General features: G+C 64.2%; 15 protein-coding genes. 8 read left to right on the forward strand and 7 right to left on the reverse strand.

Annotated features, from left to right (window positions below):
• The first annotated feature begins 38 nt into the window (after positions 1 to 38).
• A complete protein-coding gene (locus ISS97_RS16250) occupies positions 39 to 812 on the forward strand; it encodes an alpha/beta fold hydrolase (RefSeq protein WP_404580150.1) in 774 nt (257 codons plus the stop codon).
• Positions 813 to 827: 15 nt separating this feature from the next.
• Here the strand turns inward: ISS97_RS16250 and ISS97_RS16255 are convergent, their stop codons facing one another.
• Positions 828 to 1763: an alpha/beta hydrolase gene (locus ISS97_RS16255; protein WP_379983565.1), complete on the reverse strand. Its 936-nt coding sequence runs from the start codon at positions 1761 to 1763 to the stop codon at positions 828 to 830.
• 352 nt (positions 1764 to 2115) lie between these two features.
• On the opposite strand from ISS97_RS16255, the gene ISS97_RS16260 reads away from it, so the two are divergent.
• From ISS97_RS16260 to ISS97_RS16275, 4 genes are read left to right on the forward strand one after another with little or no spacing between them, the layout of a single operon-like run.
• Positions 2116 to 3300: an efflux RND transporter periplasmic adaptor subunit gene (locus ISS97_RS16260; protein WP_379983564.1), complete on the forward strand. Its 1185-nt coding sequence runs from the start codon at positions 2116 to 2118 to the stop codon at positions 3298 to 3300.
• Between the two features lie 9 nt (positions 3301 to 3309).
• Positions 3310 to 6453 (forward strand): efflux RND transporter permease subunit, encoded by a 3144-nt coding sequence (locus tag ISS97_RS16265; protein ID WP_379983563.1) that lies wholly within the window; start codon positions 3310 to 3312, stop codon positions 6451 to 6453.
• Entirely contained in the window at positions 6446 to 7846 is a 1401-nt protein-coding gene (locus ISS97_RS16270; protein WP_379983562.1) for an efflux transporter outer membrane subunit, read from the forward strand. The genes ISS97_RS16265 and ISS97_RS16270 overlap by 8 nt, the downstream gene beginning before the upstream one ends.
• The gene (locus ISS97_RS16275) at positions 7843 to 8469 is read left to right on the forward strand and encodes a TetR/AcrR family transcriptional regulator (RefSeq protein WP_379983561.1); all 627 of its coding nucleotides are present in this window, start codon (positions 7843 to 7845) and stop codon (positions 8467 to 8469) included. The genes ISS97_RS16270 and ISS97_RS16275 overlap by 4 nt, the downstream gene beginning before the upstream one ends.
• 13 nt (positions 8470 to 8482) lie before the next feature.
• On the opposite strand, the gene ISS97_RS16280 is transcribed toward ISS97_RS16275, so the two are convergent.
• Positions 8483 to 9031, reverse strand: a complete 549-nt coding sequence (locus ISS97_RS16280; RefSeq protein WP_379983560.1) for a hypothetical protein — start codon at positions 9029 to 9031, stop codon at positions 8483 to 8485.
• A 117-nt stretch (positions 9032 to 9148) separates the two neighbouring features.
• Here ISS97_RS16280 and ISS97_RS16285 point away from each other — a divergent pair, with 117 nt between their 5' ends.
• Together ISS97_RS16285 and ISS97_RS16290 are read left to right on the forward strand one after the other, a co-directional pair.
• On the forward strand, positions 9149 to 9901 hold the full coding sequence (locus ISS97_RS16285) for an SDR family oxidoreductase (protein WP_379983559.1): 753 nt from the start codon (positions 9149 to 9151) through the stop codon (positions 9899 to 9901).
• Positions 9902 to 9903: 2 nt separating this feature from the next.
• Entirely contained in the window at positions 9904 to 10824 is a 921-nt protein-coding gene (locus ISS97_RS16290) for a sigma-70 family RNA polymerase sigma factor (RefSeq protein WP_379983558.1), read from the forward strand.
• A gap of 46 nt (positions 10825 to 10870) precedes the next feature.
• Here ISS97_RS16290 and ISS97_RS16295 read toward each other — a convergent pair whose 3' ends face one another.
• From ISS97_RS16295 to ISS97_RS16310, 4 genes are read right to left on the reverse strand one after another with little or no spacing between them, the layout of a single operon-like run.
• On the reverse strand, positions 10871 to 12859 hold the full coding sequence (locus ISS97_RS16295) for a preprotein translocase subunit SecA (protein ID WP_379983557.1): 1989 nt from the start codon (positions 12857 to 12859) through the stop codon (positions 10871 to 10873).
• On the reverse strand, positions 12852 to 14996 hold the full coding sequence (locus ISS97_RS16300) for a hypothetical protein (protein ID WP_379983556.1): 2145 nt from the start codon (positions 14994 to 14996) through the stop codon (positions 12852 to 12854). Before ISS97_RS16300 ends, ISS97_RS16295 begins: the two co-directional genes overlap by 8 nt.
• Positions 14997 to 15011: 15 nt before the next feature.
• Complete coding sequence (locus ISS97_RS16305; protein WP_379983555.1) at positions 15012 to 16865, reverse strand: HlyD family efflux transporter periplasmic adaptor subunit; 1854 nt, start codon at positions 16863 to 16865, stop codon at positions 15012 to 15014.
• Complete coding sequence (locus ISS97_RS16310; protein WP_379983554.1) at positions 16862 to 18214, reverse strand: TolC family outer membrane protein; 1353 nt, start codon at positions 18212 to 18214, stop codon at positions 16862 to 16864. Before ISS97_RS16310 ends, ISS97_RS16305 begins: the two co-directional genes overlap by 4 nt.
• A 419-nt stretch (positions 18215 to 18633) precedes the next feature.
• On the opposite strand from ISS97_RS16310, the gene bamE reads away from it, so the two are divergent.
• Positions 18634 to 18948, forward strand: coding sequence for an outer membrane protein assembly factor BamE domain-containing protein (bamE, locus tag ISS97_RS16315; protein ID WP_379983553.1), 315 nt, complete (start codon positions 18634 to 18636; stop codon positions 18946 to 18948).
• 184 nt (positions 18949 to 19132) lie between these two features.
• Here the strand turns inward: bamE and ISS97_RS16320 are convergent, their stop codons facing one another.
• Positions 19133 to 19816 carry a lysozyme inhibitor LprI family protein gene (locus ISS97_RS16320; RefSeq protein ID WP_379983552.1) on the reverse strand — a complete coding sequence of 228 codons (684 nt, stop codon included), beginning with the start codon at positions 19814 to 19816 and terminating at the stop codon, positions 19133 to 19135.
• Between the last annotated feature and the right edge of the window lie 224 nt (positions 19817 to 20040).

A 20040-nucleotide genomic window follows, 5' to 3' on the forward strand; every position in this document is an offset into this window, starting at 1 on the left:
CTCTGGTTCCATGGGTGTTGTGCGCGAAGACGCGACATGTGCCCACCGCAACCGCATCGTGCTCGCCTTCGCTATTGCACGTCGATGGCAACCAGATATGGGTCAACAAGGAAGGGGCGGGGAGCGTGACCGTCGTCTTCGAGTCCGGATTCGGAAACGATTCGAGTGTGTGGTCGCAGATTGCGCCGCGGATTCGCGCCGCGGGTGCGCAGACATGGGTTTACGACCGTGCCGGCATGGGCAAGAGCAGCATCGATACGTCGGCGCCTTACAGTCTCGACAATGATGTGCACATCCTGAGAACGGCGCTGACCGATTGCGGCATCAAGGGGCCCATCGTGATGGTCGGGCATTCCTACGGCGGCGCCATCAGCTTGCTGGCCGCAAGCGAAGATCAGCGCATCAAGGGACTCGTATTGCTGGATGCCGTCGTTCCCGGCGTCTGGCCCAAAAGCGAAGTCGACAAGAACCTGGAAATGATGCGCGGGCAGTACAAGGAAGTCCACGAGAAAGCGCCAGGTCTCGCCAAGGTGGCGATTCCGTGGGCCGAGGCCATGCCGGCGACGGCAAAGCGAGTGGATGGCCTCAGCGTTCCAGACACCTTGCCGATCGAAGATATCGTTGCGGAGAAGGGACGCGACGACCCAGCGAGTGCGCGGATATGGAGTGACGCGCACAAGGCATTCACGGCGAACCATCCGCATCGCGAGTACGTTCTCGCTGAAGGCAGCTCGCACAAGGTCATGCTCGACAAGCCCGATCTTGTGGTGGACGCCATCATCAAGATGCTTGCGCAGGCAAAGGGCCGATAGCGGAGTGGCGAATTCTCAATGCTGGAGGACGCTGATCGTCCGCAGCCACACCTCGACCAGCTCGGGCCAGCCAGTGATCGGGCGCTCCGTGCGCCGCAAGCCGAAAGCATGTCCACCATTTGCGTACAGATGCATTTCCGTCGGCACGCCCGCTTTCTTGAGCGCCGCGAAGTAGACCAGCGATTGGTTCACGCCATCCACGTAGTCGTCTTCCGCTTGCAGCAAAAACGTCGGCGGCGTCTCGCGGGAGACCGGGACATTGGGATTCAACGTATCGTTATCGGTCGCGAGATGCCCTGGATAGATGGCTATCGCGAAATCCGGACGGCTGCTTTCCTTATCGGCCGCGTCTACTGGCGTATATAAGCGGCGCTTGAAGTGCGTACTCACTTCCGCCACCAGATACCCACCCGCTGAAAACCCCAGCACGCCAACCTTGCGGGGATCGATGTGCCACTCCGCCGCATGAAGGCGCACCAGGCCTAAGGTTCTCTGGGCGTCGTCCAGGGACGGCATGGATAACGCGCGGTTGTGCGGACGGCAATCGCACTGCCATTCATAGGGCGCGCTCGGAACGCGATACTTCAACAGGACACAGGTGACGCCTTTGGATGTCAGCCAGTCGCAGACATCGGTGCCCTCGAGATCCATGGCCAGCCCCTGGAATCCGCCGCCTGGAAACACGACAACCGCGGCTCCGGTGTTATTTCCGGTTGGGGCGTAGACCGTCATGGTGGGTAGCGACACGTTGGATACCCCCACGATCGGTTTGCCGCCGATGAGTTTGTGGCCAGTCTCGGTGAACTCGGGCCCCGGCATCGGCTTGGCATCCGGTGGTGTGCCGGGCCACAGCGGTATTTGTGTGTGTCCGTCGGAGGGCTGCCAGACTGTCGTTGCATATGTGCTTGAGCACACCATCAGCAGGCACAGGGCAATAAACCACAGCTTCATGGCGCTCCTCCGTTTTGGCGCACGGCCAAGGTTGAGTAATAGGGCCACCAGTCAGGTGGCCTCGCAGGTGTGCACCGATCGTGCTCGCCGTTCCGGACTGGCGGCGGCCGCTCCCGTGGGTTTTTCCGGGCAAGCCGTCGGTGCCGGAGGGAAGGATGGGGTGACCAACGGCAGAGGCACGGCAGTCCGGCTGGGCGCAGTATCGAGCTGGCCCTAAACCTCTGTTGTATTGACCTTTTCGCCCCCGTGTCTTTAGTTTAGTTGACTGTGGCGATTATTTGGTTCAATAATGAGAATGATCATTCATTCTTTGCCTTTCGCTATCCCCGAGCGAGCTGGATCGAGGTTTCGCATGTCTTCCCCATTCCCCTTGTCGCGTCTGCTGCTGGCAGGCGTTTTGACGGCCACCGCGCTGGCCCTGGCCAGCTGCAAAGGCGGTCACGCCGAGCAACCGCAGGGCGGTCCGACCGAAGTCACGGTGGTGACGCTCAAACCTCAGTTGGTCACGGTGACCCGCGAGTTGCCGGGACGTACCAGCGCGTTTCTCATCGCCGAGGTGCGGCCGCAGGTGAACGGCATCATCAAGCAGCGCCTGTTTACCGAAGGCGCGATGGTGAAGGCAGGACAGCCGCTGTATCAGCTGGACGACGCGACCTATCGCGCCGACCACAACAACGCCAAGGCCAGTCTGGCGAAGGCCAAGGCCACGCTCTACTCGGCGCAGCTCAACGCGAAGCGCACCAGCGAACTCGCGCGCATCGACGCGGTGAGCAAACAGGATGACGAGAGCGCCACCGCCGCGTGGCGCCAGGCTGAAGCCGATGTGGCGGCAGCGCAGGCATCAGTGGAAAGCACCGGCGTTACGCTCGGCTTCGCGCGCATCGTCTCGCCGATCAGCGGTCGCATTGGCAAGTCCAGCGTGACGCAGGGCGCGCTGGTCACGGCCAATCAGGCTGATCCGATGGCGCGGGTGCAGCAGCTCGATCCGATCTATGTCGACGTCACCCAGTCCAGCGGCGAGCTGTTGCAGCTGCGCAAGCAACTGGCCGCCGGCACGCTGAAGGAAAGCGACGGCACGCCGGTAAAAATCCTGCTGGAAGACGGCAGCCGCTATCCGCATGACGGCAAGCTGGAGTTCGCCGACGTCAGCGTCGACCCGACCACCGGCAGCTTCGCGTTGCGCGTGATCGTGCCCAATCCCGAGCACGCGTTGTTGCCCGGCATGTACGTGCGCGCGGTGCTCGACAAGGGCACCAACCCGCAGGCGCTGCTGGTGCCGCAGGCCGGTATTGCGCGCGATCCCAAGGGCGGCGCCACCGCCTTCGTGGTGGACAAGGATGGCAAGGCCGCGCTGCGCGACGTGCAGGCCAGCCGCACCATCGGCGACCACTGGCTGGTGGAGAGCGGTCTCTCGCCTGGCGACAAAGTGATTGTGGAAGGGCTGCAGATGATTCAGCCCGGCGCCGCCGTGCATGCCTCCGAGGCGGGCACGCAGGCCACCGTCGCTGCGGGACACGCGGCGGCCAAGGCCCACTGAGGAAACATCATGGCAAGGTTCTTTATCGATCGCCCGATCTTCGCGTGGGTGATCGCCATCATCATCATGCTGGCCGGCGCGCTGTCGCTCATGCGCCTGCCGGTATCGCAGTATCCGGCGATCGCGCCGCCGCAGGTGTCGATCAACGCCAGTTATCCCGGCGCCTCCGCACAGACCGTCGAGGACTCGGTGACGCAGATCATCGAGCAGAACATGAAAGGCCTCGACGGCCTGATCTACATGTCCGCCACCAGTGACTCCGACGGCAACGTGCAGGTCACGCTCAGCTTCGAGAACGGCACCAATCCCGATATCGCGCAGGTGCAGGTGCAGAACAAACTGCAGCTCGCCACGCCGCTGCTGCCGCAGATCGTGCAGCAACAGGGCCTCAACGTGGTCAAGTCCAGCTCGGGCTTCCTGATGGTGGTGGGCTTTGTGTCGGAGGACGGTCGCCTGGACGGCGACGACATCTCCGACTTCGTCACCGCGCATGTGGTCGATCCGCTGAGCCGTGTGGCCGGCGTCGGCAATATCGAAGTGTTCGGTTCCAAGTACGCCATGCGCATCTGGTTCGACCCGAACAAACTCGATACCTACAAGCTCACGCCCGCCGAAGTGGTGGCGGCGCTGCGCGCGCAGAACCAGCAGGTGGCGGTGGGCCAGATCGGCGGCAACCCGTCGGTAAAGGGACAGCAGATCAACGCAACGGTGATCGCGCAGCAGCGCCTGCAGACGCCGGAGCAGTTCCGCAACATCGTGATCCGCAGCGGTACCGATGGCTCGGTGCTGACCCTAGGCGACGTGGCGCGCGTCGAGCTGGGCCTGCAGGACTACGGCTTCACCAGCAAGTACAACGGCAAGTCGGCCACCGGCATCGCCATCTCGTTGACCTCCGGCGCCAATGCGCTCGCGACGGCGGAGCGCGTGCAGGCGGCACTGAATCAATTGCAGCCGTCATTCCCTCGCGGCGTGAAGTCGGTGATCGCGTTCGATACCACACCGTTCGTGAAGGTGTCGATCCAGGGTGTGATCAAGACCCTGCTCGAAGCGATCGTGTTGGTGTTCCTGGTGATGTACCTGTTCCTGCAGAACTTCCGCGCCACCTTGATCCCGACGATCGCGGTGCCGGTGGTGCTGCTGGGTACCTTCGGCGTGCTCGCCGCGATGGGTTACTCGATCAACATGCTCACCATGTTCGCCATGGTGCTGGCCATCGGCCTGTTGGTGGACGACGCCATCGTGGTGGTGGAGAACGTCGAGCGCATCATGAGCGAGGAAGGCTTGTCGCCTCTCGAAGCCACGCGCAAATCGATGACGCAGATCACCGGTGCGCTGGTCGGCATCGCCATGGTGCTGTCGGCGGTATTCGTGCCGATGGCCTTCCTGAGTGGGTCGACGGGTGTGATCTATCGGCAGTTCTCAGTGACCATCGTGTCGTCGATGGCTTTGTCGGTGCTGGTGGCGATCGTGCTCACGCCGGCACTGTGCGCGACCATGCTCAAGCCGATCGCCAAGGGGCATCACGCTTCCGAGCGCGGTTTCTTCGGCTGGTTCAATCGCCGCTTTGATCAGGGCACGCAGAAGTATCAGGCTGCCGTTAGCGGGATCATTGCGCGCAGTCGGCGTTTCCTGCTGGCCTTCGTGGCGATGACGGTGGCGATGGCGGTGCTGTTCCTGCGCCTGCCCACCTCGTTCTTGCCGCTGGAGGACCAGGGCTTTGTGTTCACCATGGTGCAGGCGCCGGTCGGCGCCACTACGGAGCGCACCGCGCATGTGGTCGACAAGGTGGAGAAGCACTATCTGGCTGACCCGGCGGTGGAGTCGCTGTTCTCCGTGCAGGGTTTCAGCTTCGCCGGTGGTGGCCAGAGCGCGGCGATGGCCTTCGTGCAATTGAAGGACTGGAAGCTGCGCCACAGTGCGGACCTGAGCCTGAATGCGGTCACCGGCCGCGCGATGGGTACCTTCAGCCAGATCAAGGATGCGATGGTGTTCGCCTTCGCGCCGCCGGCGGTGCCGGAACTGGGCAATTCGGCCGGCTTCGATTTCTATCTGAAGGACAACGCCGGCCTGGGCCATGAAGCGCTGGTGAAAGCGCGCAATGCGTTCCTGGAGAAAGCGAACAAGAGCAAGCTGCTCGCCAACGTCCGCGCCAATGGCATGGAAGATACGCCGCAGTTCCGCATCGACGTGGATTACAAGAAGGCCGCTGCGCAGGGCCTGTCGATTGCCGACGTCAACGACACCTTGACGATGGCGTGGGGCGGCCAGTACATCGATGACTTCATGGACCGCGGTCGCGTGAAGCGTGTGTTCGTGCAGGCCGATGCGCCGTTCCGCATGGCGCCGGAAGACTTCGACAAATGGGCCGTACGCAACACCAGCGGTGCGATGGTGCCGTTCCGCGCCTTCGCCAGCACGCACTGGGACTACGGCTCGCCGCGACTGGAGCGCTACAACGGCGTCTCCGCCATGCAGATCAACGGCGAGGCCGCAGCGGGCATCAGTTCGGGCGACGCCATGGCCGAAGTGGAGAAACTGGTGGGGCAGTTGCCGCAAGGCATCGGCCTGGAATGGACCGGCCAGTCGTACCAGGAGCGCGAAGCCGGCGCGCAGGCGCCGCTGCTGTACACCTTGTCGGTACTGGTGGTGTTCCTCTGTCTTGCCGCGCTGTACGAGAGCTGGTCGATTCCCACGGCGGTCTTGCTGGTGGTGCCGCTGGGCATTCTCGGCACGGTGACGGCAGCCTTCCTGCGCGGGCTGGATCGCGACGTGTACTTCCAGGTGGCGATGCTCACCACGGTGGGCCTGTCCAGCAAGAACGCGATCCTGATCGTGGAGTTCGCCAAGGAAAACATCGAGAAGGGCATGGAGTTGATCGCCGCGACCATGCTGGCGGTGCGTACCCGCCTGCGTCCGATCCTGATGACCTCGCTGGCCTTCGGCCTCGGCGTGCTGCCGCTGGCTATCGCGACCGGCGCGGGTTCGGGTGCGCAGCGCGCCATCGGCACTGGCGTGCTTGGCGGCATGCTGGCGGGTACGGCGTTGGGCATCTTCTTTGTGCCGCTGTTCTTTGTGACGGTGCAGCACCTGTTCGGAAGAAAAAAAGCCGCTTCAACATCGGCCCCGGCGGCGGGAGAGCTGTCCCATGAATAAGCTTCTTCTTTCTGTATGTAGCGCGGCAATCGCGCTGGCCCTGGGCGGCTGCGTCAATCTCGCGCCGAAGCTGCCCCAGGCGCAGCCCGGCATCCCGGCCGCGTGGCCGCTGCCGGAAACCACCGATGCCGCCGCGCAGGACAGGGCGGCGGACATCGGTTGGCGCGAGTTCTTTGCCGATCCCCGGCTGGTCAAGCTGATCGAGCAGGCGTTGCAGAACAACCGCGACCTGCGTGTGGCCGTGCTGAATGTGGAGAAGGCGCGCGCGCAGTACCGCATACAGCGCGCCGACCGCGTGCCCTCGATCAACGGCACAGCGTCGCTCACGCGCACGGGTGTCAGCGGCTCACCGGTCAGCCAGCAATATGTCGCGAATCTCGGAACCACCGATTTCGAACTGGATCTGTTCGGTCGCGTGCATTCGCTCAGCACGAGCGCGCTGGAGCGTTACCTCGCGCAAGGCGAAGCGCAGCGTAGTGCACAGCTGAGCCTGATCGCGGAAGTAGCGAACGCCTATCTCACGCTCGCTGCCGACCAGGAGTCGCTGCAGGTGGCGAAAGCCACGCGTGACAACCAGGAAGCCTCGTTCGATCTGACCAGGCAGCGGCACGCGCTCGGCGCCGCCTCCAGTCTCGATCTGAGCCAGGCGCAGACCACGGTCGAAACGGCACGCGCCGATGTCGCCCGCTTTAGCGGCCTGGTCGCGCAGGACACCAACGCGCTCAATCTGCTGGTGGGTGGGCAGGCGGAAGACACGCTGCTGCCGAAAGGCATGAGCGACGACACCACCATGATCGGCGCCTTGCCTGCGGGTCTGCCATCCGATGTGCTGCTGCGCCGTCCGGACATCTTGCAGGCGGAGCATCTGTTGCGCGCGGCGAATGCGGATATCGGTGCGGCGCGCGCGGCTTTCTTCCCGACCATCAGCCTTACCGGTAGCGCCGGCACGGCGAGCAATGAACTCTCCGGGCTGTTCAAGAGCGGCAGTGAGACCTGGACCTTCATGCCGCAGATCACCCTGCCGATTTTCCAGGGCGGCCGTCTCACGGCGCAGCTCGCCGGCGCCAAGGCCGATCAGCAGATCGCCCTGGCGCAGTACGAGAAGGCCATCCAGTCCGGTTTCCGCGAAGTGGCCGATGCGCTGGCGTTGACGCGCACGCTGGACGAGCAGCGCGCCGCTCAGCAGGCATTGGTAAGCGCGGCCGCCCGGGCGGATGAACTATCGCGTGCACGCTATCGGGCCGGGCGCGACAGCTACCTGGTGTCGCTGGATTCGCAGCGCGCGCTCTACAGCGCGCAACAGCAGCTCATCGCCACGCGCCTCGCCGAGCAGACCAACCGGGTCACTTTGTATAAAGTGCTCGGAGGCGGCTGGAGCGAACGTACACCATGAGCAAGCACGAGAAATCCATCGAAGAAGCACCGCTGAGTCGGCGCGCCAGGGAGCAGCGCGAGCGCATCCTGAGCGCCGCGCAGCAGTGCTTCGTCAAGTATGGGTTTCATGCGGCGAGCATGGCGAACATCGCCGAAGCGGCCGAGATGAGCGCCGGACTGATCTATCGCTACTTTCCCAACAAGAGCGCCATCGTCCTCGCCATCATCGAGCAGCAGACCGAGATCGAGCTGGAAGACATCCGCGCGCTCAGCGCATCCACCGACTTCACCGAAGCCCTGGTGGAAGCTTTCGCCATCTGGAGCAAGCCCACGCCGGATATGCGCATGATGAATGCCGCGCTGTTTCTGGAAACCAGCGCGGAGGCCACGCGCGACCCACAGGTCGCCGAGGCCATCCAGCACGCCGACGACCTGTGCTTCGCCGAATTCCGCGCATGGCTGGCCCGCCCGCGCGAACAAGGCGGCGTGGGCATGACGGCGGCACTCAGCGAGCGCCGCTCGCTGGTTTTCCTGTGCATGATCGAAGGCCTCGCGGTGCGCGCGGCACGCGATCCGAGCATGGATCTCGACCTGCTGCGGGGCGCGCTGGCTGAGGTGATGCCGCGGTTGATCGAAGAATGAGCGCCTAGGGTCCCTAGCTCTCGCTCTTCGCGGGAACGTTTCGCCACCGCATTAGGCGCGCCCACGCCGATACGAACAGATTGGTCAGCCCCAGGAAGACGAACAGGCCAAACAGGCCGATCACATCGCCGGTCCATGCCCAGAGCTGGCCATGGGGCCACGCCTTCGGATGGAACAGGGTGGACAGCATCCGCGACAGGGCGATCATCAGCGGCGTGTAGACGAACCACCCCGCGAGCAGCCAGCGATTCCTGCGGTCAAGCACCGCGCTTACGCTGAGGCGATAAGTGATGCGGGCGACGTAGTAGGCCATGACGACGGCGAGGACCACCAGCAGCAGATGGGCCCACGTCATTTCCCGCGAAAACGTCTCGTCGATCCAGCCGATGCCATTCGCCGCCGGCCAGTGCACCGTGACCGGGCGATCGAAATCCACCCATAAAGGGATGCCCAGCCACGTGGCCAGATACATCAGGCCGAAGCGAAAGCCCCACACGGCGGTGATGGCTGCGATACCCGCCATATAAAAGCGCAGCCGTTCATAGCGCATCGGTTCGTCCATGAGTAAGCAGAAGCTGGCGCCAGTCGGGATGGCCTGAGTTGGCGATGATAAATGCCGTGCATCCTTTGGGCAGGCTGGATCGTTGTTGGGGTACACCCCTATGAAGGAGCGACTCCCATGCAAGATCTCAAAGACCAGCGTGTCATTGTTACCGGCGGCAGCAGCGGCCTTGGCCTCGGTGTCGTGGAAGCCCTGGCGGCGCACGGCGCGGACATCACCGTGGTGGCGCGCGATGCCGCGCGCCTCGCTGAAGTGGAAACCCGGCTGGGTGTGAACGCCGCGCCGGGCGATGCCACCGACCGTGCCCTGGCCGCCACCCTGTTGCGGGAGATCCGGCCCAACGTATTGGTGCTCAATGCCGGTACCACGCCCCCGATGGGGCCACTGCACGAGCAAAGCTGGGAAGGTTTCAGCGAGCCCTGGAATAGCGACGTCAAGGCCGGCTTTCACTGGATCCAGGAGGCACTGCGATTGCCGCTCGAGCGCGGCAGCCGCGTACTCGTTGTCTCCAGCGGCGCTGCCGTCAACGGCTCCCCGATGTCAGGCGGCTATGCCGGCGCCAAGCGTATGCTGTGGATCATGGCTTCTTACGCGAACGGTGTATCGGCGGAGCTTGACCTCGGCATCCGCTTCCAGGCGGTCGTGCCGCGCCAGATGACGGCCGCCGGCGGCGTGGGGCGCTTCGCCTCCGAGTACTACTCGAAGCGCAAGGGCATTACGCAGGAGCAATTCCTTGCCGGTTTCGGCAAGCCGCTATCGGCGCGGGATTTCGGCGACTATGTGGTGCGCATCCTCACCGAAGCGCAGTACAACGAAATGCCCGCACTCGGCATCAAAGCCGACTACGGCATCGAGGCACTGGGAGTCTGAGCGTGACCGACGATTCGCTACTCGCCACCCAGCACGAAAGCCGCCGCCGCTTCCTCGATCTGGTGGCGGACCTGCGGCCGGAGCTGCATCGCTATTGCGCACGCATGACCGGCTCCATCGCCGACGGCGAGGACATCGTGCAGGACACGCTGGCACGGGCTTATTACCTGCTGCCGGACATGGGTGACATGCCGGCGTTGCGTCCATGGCTGTTCCGCATCGCCCACAACCGCGCGCTGGATCACCTGCGTCGTTATGAAGCGCGCATGGGCGAATCCCTGGATGCCGTGCACGACACTATCACCGACCCGGCGCCGGACCCGGGCGACGTGATCGCGCACCAGCAAGCGGTGCGACTGGCCGTGTCGCGTTTCGTCGACTTGCCACCGGCACAACGCAGTTGCGTCATCCTGAAAGATGTCCTGGGCCACTCGCTGGACGAGATCGGCAGCCTGCTGGAACTGAGCCTGCCGGCCGTCAAGGCGGCGCTCCATCGTGGCCGGCTGCGCTTGCGTGAACTGGCGCAGGTGCCGCCGGCCAATCTACCGCCACGCGAAACTTCGCCCGTGGTGGCCCGTTATGCTGCACTGTTCAACGCGCGTGATTGGGACGGCGTGCGCGCCATGCTGGCCGAGGACGTAAGGCTCGATCTGCTCGCACGCGCTCAGCGCACTGGACGCGCCGTCGGCGACTACATGAGCAACTACCAGCGCTATAACGACTGGCGCCTGGCCCCGGCCTGGCTGGACAGCCGCGAGGTGATCGCCGTGTTCCGGACGCCAGAGGATGCGCAGCCGGGCTATTTCATCGAGCTGACGGTGGAGCACGGGAAAGTGCGTTTGATCCGCGACTTCCGCTACGTGTCGTATGTGTTGCAGGACGCGCTGGCGGCGGGGCTGGTGGTCGCTGAGGGTACCCTTTGATCCAGGCGAGGCTGCTGCGGTTTTAACGCGGAGTCTGTCTGCCAGCCTATTTGCGCGTCTTGCCGACAAAGCCGAGCGCCTTCACCCATTCGCTGTCGCGCCGGAGCGTTTCGACACGCTGTCGACGGTAGTGCCGCTCGGCACGGTCCTGGATTTGGGTGACCCAACGGCGGAACCAGCGCCGGCTCTGCCGCATGTCGGTGACGAACCAGCGCATCATCCGGCGGCCCGTGGCCGGGGCGAAGCGATGAAACAGATCGTCATCGATGCATACGATGGCCTCGGTGGTGCCGGGATCGCCCTGGCGCGCGCAACGTCCGAACAACTGGCGATCCACGCGGGCCGATTCGTGGAATTCGGTGAGGATGACATGCAGGCCGCCCGCGTTTTCCACGTCCTGGCTGAGCTTGATGTCGGTACCGCGGCCGGCCATGTTGGTGGCCACGGTGATGCAGCCAGGTTGTCCGGCGACCGCCACCGTATCGGCCTCGGTTTTGTCCTGCCGCGCATTGAGTACGGTATGCGCGATGCCATCGCGTTCCAGCAACTGCCCGAGCAGTTCCGAAGCTTCCACTGAGCGCGTGCCGATAAGCACGGAGCGGCCCTGCGCGGCGACCTCGGCGGCGCGTCGCACCACTTCGCGCCAGCGATCCGCGCTGCTGGCGCAAATGCGATCGGCCAGACGCCGCCGCCGGCTGGGTTTGTGCGTGGGAATGCGGGTAACGGGCAGGCCGTAGGTCTGCTTGACCTCGGTGGCCACTTCCTGCGCGGTACCGGTCATGCCGCATAACAGCAGGTAACGGCCAAAGAAGCGCTGGTAGGTGATCTGTGCCAGCGTGCGGCGCTGGCCGGTAATCTCGCAGCCTTCCTTCGATTCGATCATCTGGTGCAGACCGCGCTCCCAGGTGCGATCCGGCATCACGCGGCCGGTTGACTCATCGACGATCTGCACTTTGTCCTCGGCCAGGATGTAGTGCTGGTCGCGCTGGAAGCAATGCACCGCCGAGAGCGCCTTTTGTACGAACTCGTCGCGCCACAAGGAAGAGCGCCACAGGCCGCCGAAGTCCGCCGTAGCTTCGCGAACATGCTGTTTGCCGACGGGAGTCAGCCAGATATCGCGGTGCTGCCCTTTGACGTAATGCGTGCCTGGCTCAAGCGACTGAGCGAGCGTGATGGATTGCGTGTAGATCGATGGGTCGAGATCGTCCGGAAGCGTTTCGGAAATGATCAGCGGCGTGCTCGCCTCATCAATCAATACGCTGTCCGCTTCGTCGATGATGGCGATGTGCAGGCCACGCAAAATCGGCGGCTCGCCCGAACGCGCACCGGCCAGCGAGCGCAGGCGTTGCTGGGTGAGGGATGCCTCGCCCATGGCGATGCAGTCCTTGAGGTAGTCGAACGTCAGTTCCTTGTTCGAGACATAAGTGATGTTGCAGGCATAGGCGGCGCGCCGCTTGTCGATGGCCATGTCTTGCAGGACCACGCCAACGCTCAGTTCGAGGAAATCGAACAGCGGCCGGTTGTGCTCGGCGTCGCGTTCGGCGAGATAGTCGTTCACCGTCACCACGTGCACAGCAGCGCCTGTGACGGCTGCGGTACAGGCCGCCAGCGTCGCCGCCAGCGTCTTGCCTTCGCCCGTCGCCATTTCGGCCAGCCGCCCTTGCAATAAGGCGCGGCCAGCGAGCAGCTGAACATCGTGGTGCCGCATGCCCAGCGTGCGGCGCGAGGCTTCGCGGATCAGGGCAAAAACTTCGGCAAGCCAACGGTCGGTAAAACCTCCGCGAAGCAGGTGCCGGGTGACTTCGTGCAACTGCGCGCGCAGTGCAGCGTCGCCCAGCGCCTTGGCGGCGGATTCGCGCGCCGCTGCGGCTTGTAAGAAACGGCGGGTGCGATAGCCATCCAGGCGCGGCAGCTTGCCCAGCCATGCACGCAGCCGGTCTTCCCAGGGCGAGCGCTTGGCGTCGAGGCGTTCCAGATAGGGACCGTCGCCCAGCTTGAGCGAACGGCCGGCGAGCAGGGCGCGTACGTCAGACACTGAAGTGGCTCAGGAACACCTGACGCAAGCGGCGCAACATCTGGAAGGCGAGCGGTTCGCTGCCGTGTTCGAAGCGCACGTGCACACGCTCGCCGAACGACGGCGAGGTATCGCGGGGCAGCGCCAGGTCGAGCACAAACACCCGCTGCAACACCTTCAGCCCGTTGGTGTCGTTGGGGTTGGTGGGAATGCTGCCGCCACCGTTGAGACCCAATGCGGCCGTCGGCAATTCATCGACCGCGCCAGGAAAGCTGCGTACGACGTGGGATTCGTAGACGTGCCCAAGCGAATCGGCCAGCCGCAGCGACACGCCTTTGAGGCGCTGATGGACGAGGTCGATATCGTCTTGTTGAACCACGACCCGCACCATCAGCTCGTCGCGTGCCAAGACGTAGCCGAGCAGTTCGCCTTTCTTGTAGTAGCGGCCAGGCATGTCCTGCACGGTGGCAACGATAAGATGCCCGTCGGTTTCCGCCTGTCCGGCAAGCCGCGCCGCGCGCGCTTGCGCGCGATCGACCACTTCGCGTGCTTCCTGCAGTTGCCTGCCGGATACACCTGCTTTCACCGGATCGGTGAACTGCTCGGCGTCGTAGCGCGCCTGCGCCTGTTCGAGCTTGGCCTGGTCCACGGCGAGCTCAGCCTGCAGCTGCGGGTTGTCCAGCAGGTACAAGGGATCACCGCGGCGTATCGCCTGTTCGGGCGCACTGAGCCAGCGATTGAAAAAACCATTCTCTCTGGCATGCAGCATGGCGTGATCGGGCAGCCACACAACGCCTTCGGCATGGGTGCGCAACGGCAGGGGAACGAACAACAACAACGACGCGACCAGGCCGATCGCCATAGCCGCACGGCGCAGCGCCCGCTCGCGGCAGCGATGCAGCGCGGCGCTTTGGCGAAGATGCTTCCAACCCTTGCGCCATGGCATGACGAACATGCTGAAGGCGCTCCAACAGGCCATGACCACGCCCACGATGAAGAACTTGCCGGCGACCAGGAAGATCACTGAGAGCGTCACAAAGGTGCGATAGCACCAGGCCAGCGGCGTATAGAAAAACAGCCAGCGCTGTTCGGCCGGCGACTCGTCGGGCTTGACCGCATCGGTGGAACCGAAGGCATAGCGGTCGATAAGCCAGGTCCACCATGTCTGTCCGCGCTGGGCGAGATTGGGCATCTCGATCAGGTCGGAGAGGATGTAGTAACCGTCGTAGCGCAGCAGCGGGTTGCCGTTGACCAACAAGGTGGAGACACCACCGATCACCATCACGTTGAACGCCACGCCGCGCACCACACCGGGCTCTGCGAGCAGCCAGATGTAGAGCGCGAGCGCCGCCAGGAACAGCTCCACCAGCATGCCGGCCGCCGCCACCAGGGCGCGCCTGTACTTGGAAGGGAAGGCTGCCGACGAAGAGGCCTCCACATAGGGCACCGGTGCAAAGATCAGGAACATCAGCCCCAGCTCGCGCACCGCGCCGCCCCAGCGCTTCACCGCAAAGCCATGCCCCAGTTCGTGCAGCAGCTTGACGACGGGATACACGGCCAGCATCACCAGCAGGTTGCTGGCCGATAGCACGCGATCGGAAAGGTTGTGCGTCAGCTCGCTCCAGTGCTGTGCGGCAAGCACGACGGCGGGCAGCATGACGGCCAGCCAGAGCAGGGCGCCGGCCGTGCTGAAACACCAGTTCACGTACGGCGAAAATCGCGTAAGCAGACGGTCAGGATTGAACAGAGGCAGCTTCAGGCTCATGGGATTGAGCAGCCACTGCCGGATGGTTTCCGAACGCTTGCGGCGATGGCGGTCCAGCGCATCGCCCGAATCCGGCGCAACGTCGGTCTGCAGCAGGTCGGCCGCATGCAACTGCACTAGCAGATCCACGACCTCAGGTTGCGTGCAGGCATCGCGCGAGTCGGAGGTATTGGCACGCTCCCACAACGCTTGCACGGTCTGGTGTCCATCCATGCCGGCGATCAGCGCGTAGGCAGCCGTGGACAGGCGATAAACGCGGCCACCGGTCTGATCCTGCACTACGTACCAGGGCCGGCCGCGAAACACGACGCGCTGCACGACCGCATACGGCATCAGTCGTGGCCGCAACGATGCCACGCTGTGCCATGACGGGCTGAACGGACTACGCGACATGCCGGGCCTTCATGCTTACAAGCCCCAGTTCCACAGGCTCAGGCGCAACCAGTCGAACAGGCTATGCAGCAACACCCAGCCAAGCTTGCGGCGCCCCACGCCGATCTTGCCCACGCCTTCCATGCCCGGCAGAAGCAACGGCGAGTCATGCGGGAGCTTGGCTTCGACACGATAGAAGTTCTTGCCGTCCTGCGCGGTCGCCACCGGCATGATGCGGGCGACCGTGAACGACATGGGTTTGCCGGCCAGGCCGCTGATCACCAGCTCGCCCGGCTGGCCTGCCTGCACCTGGCCGATATCGCGCTCGTCCACCTGAAGAATGATGCGATAGCTGTGCAGCGGGGCAATCTCGAACAGCTTTTTGCCTGCCTCCACTGGCGTGCCCACCTGCTGGCTCAAGTCGCCGCTGACGATCACGCCGTCGTAGGGCGCGACGATGTTCACGCGGGACAGCTTGTCGTCCAGCAGATCCAGTTGCGCCTGCGCCTCCTTGAGCTGCGCGCTGACCACCTGGATTGCGGTGAGGTCGTGCTCGGCCATCGCTTCGCGCAGCTTGTTGTCGTACTGGTCGCGCTCGCTCGACCACTTGGCGCGTTCCACGCGAAGTTCGTGATCGTCGAGCTGGGCCAGCGTCTGCCCCTTGGTGACGACGTCGCCGGCGCGTACCAGTCCGGTGGACAGGAAACCTTCGAACGGCGCGGCGGCGACACGCTGCAGTTCGCCTTCGGTGACCGTCTTGGCCGAGACTCGATACGAGACTGGCAGAAAAACCAGCAGCGCGAGCACGAGTACAGCGAGCAAGCCACAGGCTTTCCAGACCAGATGGCGTGGCCCCATGAGGGCGCCGAGGCTCCGGCGGCCTTCATCGCGCAGGCGCTGTAGCGAATGCCGTTCGGCATCGCTGCGTTGTTCGACCACCGGAGCGAGCAGGGCGGCGAAGGTGTCGAGCCAACGGCGTTCCTCTTCGCTCCAGGTATCGCCGTGATCGCGCTCAAGAGTAATGACGGCCAGCGCGCGTGCTTGCTGCGATACCGGTAGCGACATCACGCGAGTGGCGCCCGAGCGCTGGAGCAAGGCCAGGTGCGCGCGATAAGTTGGCGACAGCGGGTCAGCCGGTGAAGCGGTACTGACGGTCTGCGCCAGATCGCAGCATTCCCCCATGGCAGCAACATAAGCCTGCACCAGCGGCGAGGACTTCTCGAAGCTTGCCGCTTCCGACAACGCAGCCATCCGCACATGCCCGCTACGGATCAGCCCGATGGCGACACGGGAGGCACTGAAACGGCGGCGCAGATCATTGCTGACGTCGAACAAAGCCTGCTGGAAGCGCTCATGCCGCAGCGACGTGGCAACGGCTTCCAGCACGCTCAGCGAACGCTCGGCTGACTGACGCGCGTCATCGTGTTCGCGCTTGCCGAGCAGATTGCTGAGCCAGGCGCTGCCCCAATGCAGTTCGCGCAACAGCGCGGGCAAGCTGCCCTCTGTCGTCAGCGAAGCTTCAATGACGACCGTGCCCGCGACGCGCTCGTGAACCGTGATGGGCGTGGCGACATGCCATAAGCCCACTGGCTCTTCGCACGGCTGCACAACGACGCGGCGGTCCGCCATCGCGCGTTGCGCGGCGCCGCCCATGCGCGCCATGTCGGTATTGGCTGCCGGCCACACGGCAATCGGCACGAAACTCTGGCCGTCGTTCGATTCAACCAGGATGGCCGCCTGCGCGATGTCCGGAAATTTTTCGCGGATCAAGGCCAGCCAGCCATCGCAGAACTCGGCGGAGGTGCGCGCGCTGGTGAAACGTTGCCACGCACCCGCCAATAAGGTCGTGGTGTCGGCAGTCAGGTCATCGACGCGGGGCAAAGCGTTCATGGCGCGCTCCCGTCATGCAGCGCAGCGGTGGATGGCATCTCCGACAGCTGCGCCACGAAACATTGATCGAGCTCGTCGATATCGACGCGGCTCAGATCACCCAGGGTCGCCTTCAACTTGATGTACGAAGTGAGCTGCTGATAGCGCCCCTTGCGCATGTCGCGGCGCGACGCGGCGATCTGCTGACGTGCGGCAAGCACATCAGCATCGGTCTTGAGTCCGCGCGCCGTGCCGCGCTCAGCGACGGCCAGTGCTTTCTCGGCTGCCCCTATGGCGATCTTCGCCGCGCGGGCCTTGGCGAGGCCGGCGCGCCAGCTGAAAAAAGCCGTCTTCACGCCGACCATGGCCTGTCGTCGCGCGGCTTCGAGATCGTCCCTGGCCTTGTCGCGCAGCGCGAGCGCCTCCGCCACCTTGGCCGACTGGGTACCGCCCGAATACAGCGGCACATTGAGCTGCAGTCCAACAGTGAGCGTGCGGATGCGATAACCCGGCTGGCCTGGAAAGTTGCCGACGTTCTGGTCGCTGTTGCCGTAGCTGGCCACCATATCCAGCGTGGGCTGATGACCGGCGCGTTGCTTGCTCACTTCCTCGTCCGCCGCCGCCACCGCACGTGCCGCGGCGCGCAGGGCGGGGCTATGCGTGTCGATCATGGTCATCCAGGGCTCGAGATCGTCGCCGAGCAGGTTGGGTAATTCCATGTTGTCGATGAGATAGGGCTGCCTGAGATCTTCAGCCGGACCCACCCATTGCTCGAGCGCCGCCAGCTTGGTGGCCAGATCGAGTTCGGCCGAAGCTTCATCGGCGCTGGCTTCTTCGTACTTGGCGCGCGCATCGTCGGCCTGCGGTTCGCCTTGCGCGCCCAGCTCGGCGCCGCGCCGTGCGATGTCCCATTGCGCACGCAAGGCATCGCGCTGGGCAGTGGTGAACTCCACCGCGTCGCGTGCTTCCATCAGATCGAACCACGCGGTTGCCAGCTTCTGGTAGAGCTGCTGTTCGGCATCTTCCAGTTGATACTGAGCTTGCTGCGCTGCCTCGTGCGCCTGGCGCAAGCTGGCGACGTTTGCTGCGCGCCAGATCGGTTGGGTAAGGCTGAGCTGGTCGGTAGTGCCGTGATAACGGTCGTGCATGGTGCGCGTAATACGGTCCAGCGACTCGTAGCGGCGGCGGTTGCCATTGGTGCTGGCGGTCGCGGAGACCTGCGGCAGCATGGCACCGAATGCCTGCCGTGTACGTGCGCGCGAAGCGTCCAGATTGGCCTTGGCCGCTTTGTAGCCCGGCTCGCTTTCGTGCGCGATGCTGAAAAGTTCGCCGAGCGAATTCACCGCGGTGCTCGCCGCCAATGCGGGCATTGCGACAAGCGCGCATGCGCACGCCAGGGCGCCTTGCAAGGCCCATCGCAGGGAGCGTGGTGCACGCACGGACAGGGGCGGATCGAACCGGATCGGATCCCTGCCGTTGACGTAAGTACGTTCGCGTCGCACCTCAAATCCCTTCGCTGTGTCCGAGGGAGAGGCGGACCCGTCATGGGCCGCAACAACGAAGCGGACAGCGCGCAGGCGCGGTGCCCTGAGTCGTCATTGGTTCGGTAAATCCCCCTGAAGCAGCGCCATTCTGGCACCGTCCCGCAGACCCTGCCAAGGGACGGCGAAGGCAAGTCTGGCGTAAGTTTTTACGTCAGGTTTCGAGGGTCTGGACGTCACATCTTTGCGCTACCATCGCAGCTGTTCGCCAGCGCTCGGCGTATCGTTCGCCAGTCTCAGGGGGAGTCATGAAGCGCATCATGGGAGCGGCCGTACTGGCGGTCGCCTTGACCGGTTGTCACACCACCGGCCAGAAAATCACCACACTCGATCCGGGCAGCAGCCGGGAGCAGGTCGTGGCCACGCTGGGCCGTCCGGATGCCTTGGGCACGATGGGGGACTACGAGGTCTACACCTATCTCGCGCGTCACCGCACGCGCATGTCGGTGACGCACACCGACTACACCGTGGTGATGAAGGACGGGCACGTGGTGCAGTTCGGGCCTGGGCTGGCGCAGCGGGCGGGGTTGCATAACGTGGTGATCGTGCCCCCGGAGTCATAAACGCCGGTGGCCTGGTACGTGCACGAGAGCATGCGCACCACCTTGCGATAGGTGCGCTCGCCCGCGTCTTCAGGCCTCGACAGCATGCGGTCGCATGGGCTGAACTGCTCGATCGGCTAGAGGCCGTGGTCCGTCCGCACCGGCGTGCCCACAAGGATGTAGTCGACGCCAGGTCGCAGATCTCTCATCGGCTTTCGCTGACCAGCAAGTACGGTTTGCCATGTTCCAACTGGATCCTGCCGGGCCACCACGCGAAAGGCTTCTGGTGGCAGAGCGCTTCGATCCGCTCTTGATCCAGTTGAGCGAAGCGCGCCGTCAGGCTGCCGCTCCTGTGCTGGATGAGGCCATCAAGCGACGCCGCGTGGCGGCCATCGCAAGCGTCCAGCAGCAGGGAGCCAACTACTTTGACCTCGTGGCCAGCATAAGCGTCAGCGAAGCGGATAACGTACGCCGGCTCGACGAAGCGATAGTTCGCCACGGTGGCCATCAGCGCCTCATGGGTGGGCGCCAGGTGTTCGAGCAGGGCAGCCCTTTCCTCCATCCGGTTAGCAAGGCAACTGCTGATATCCGGAAACTCACCCGTTGCTTTGGTATTGGCGCAGTAGTTGCGTTCGATCAGCCAGAGTTTCTGGCCGGCGACGAAACTGGCAGCATCCTCGCCTTGGAAGGCCGCGCGTAGGCGGCTGAAGGTGATGGCGATGCGCTTGTCCGCTTCCAACAATTCGGGATGTTCACAGATCGATGCTTCCACGCCCTGGCCCGCACGCGCACAGGCGATGCCGACAGGCGCTTCGTCGGCGATCGCCGGCAGCGTTGCGAGCAATAGGTGGAGCGCGAATGCCACTAATAACGAGATGGCGATGGACACTGGGTTCGATCGAAGCATGGGCAAGCAAGATTCCTAAACGTATTCGCCCAGCCATATCGCATCGTTGCCGAGTGGCATGGTCTGAGGCGATTGCGCTGCGGCGGTGGCCATGGCAAGCATGCCGGCCATCATCGGTCGGTTCATTCGAGGCTAGTTGCAAGCACTGAGTAGATACGCATGGACCAGCGACCCCGGCGATCGCGCGGATCGCCGGGGTCAACCGC

The sequence above is a fragment of the Dyella koreensis genome (genome assembly GCF_044904565.1).
Lineage (GTDB): Bacteria > Pseudomonadota > Gammaproteobacteria > Xanthomonadales > Rhodanobacteraceae > Dyella_D > Dyella_D koreensis.

Coding starts and splice junctions, on each gene's coding strand:
- ISS97_RS16275 (WP_379983561.1), top strand. CDS start 7,843: ATGAGCAAGCACGAGAAATCCATCGAAGAAGCACCGCTGAGTCGGCGC.
- ISS97_RS16255 (WP_379983565.1), bottom strand. CDS start 1,763: ATGAAGCTGTGGTTTATTGCCCTGTGCCTGCTGATGGTGTGCTCAAGC.
- bamE (WP_379983553.1), top strand. CDS start 18,634: ATGAAGCGCATCATGGGAGCGGCCGTACTGGCGGTCGCCTTGACCGGT.
- ISS97_RS16305 (WP_379983555.1), bottom strand. CDS start 16,865: ATGAACGCTTTGCCCCGCGTCGATGACCTGACTGCCGACACCACGACC.
- ISS97_RS16265 (WP_379983563.1), top strand. CDS start 3,310: ATGGCAAGGTTCTTTATCGATCGCCCGATCTTCGCGTGGGTGATCGCC.
- ISS97_RS16260 (WP_379983564.1), top strand. CDS start 2,116: ATGTCTTCCCCATTCCCCTTGTCGCGTCTGCTGCTGGCAGGCGTTTTG.
- ISS97_RS16310 (WP_379983554.1), bottom strand. CDS start 18,214: ATGCCCGCATTGGCGGCGAGCACCGCGGTGAATTCGCTCGGCGAACTT.
- ISS97_RS16270 (WP_379983562.1), top strand. CDS start 6,446: ATGAATAAGCTTCTTCTTTCTGTATGTAGCGCGGCAATCGCGCTGGCC.
- ISS97_RS16285 (WP_379983559.1), top strand. CDS start 9,149: ATGCAAGATCTCAAAGACCAGCGTGTCATTGTTACCGGCGGCAGCAGC.
- ISS97_RS16300 (WP_379983556.1), bottom strand. CDS start 14,996: ATGTCGCGTAGTCCGTTCAGCCCGTCATGGCACAGCGTGGCATCGTTG.
- ISS97_RS16280 (WP_379983560.1), bottom strand. CDS start 9,031: ATGGACGAACCGATGCGCTATGAACGGCTGCGCTTTTATATGGCGGGT.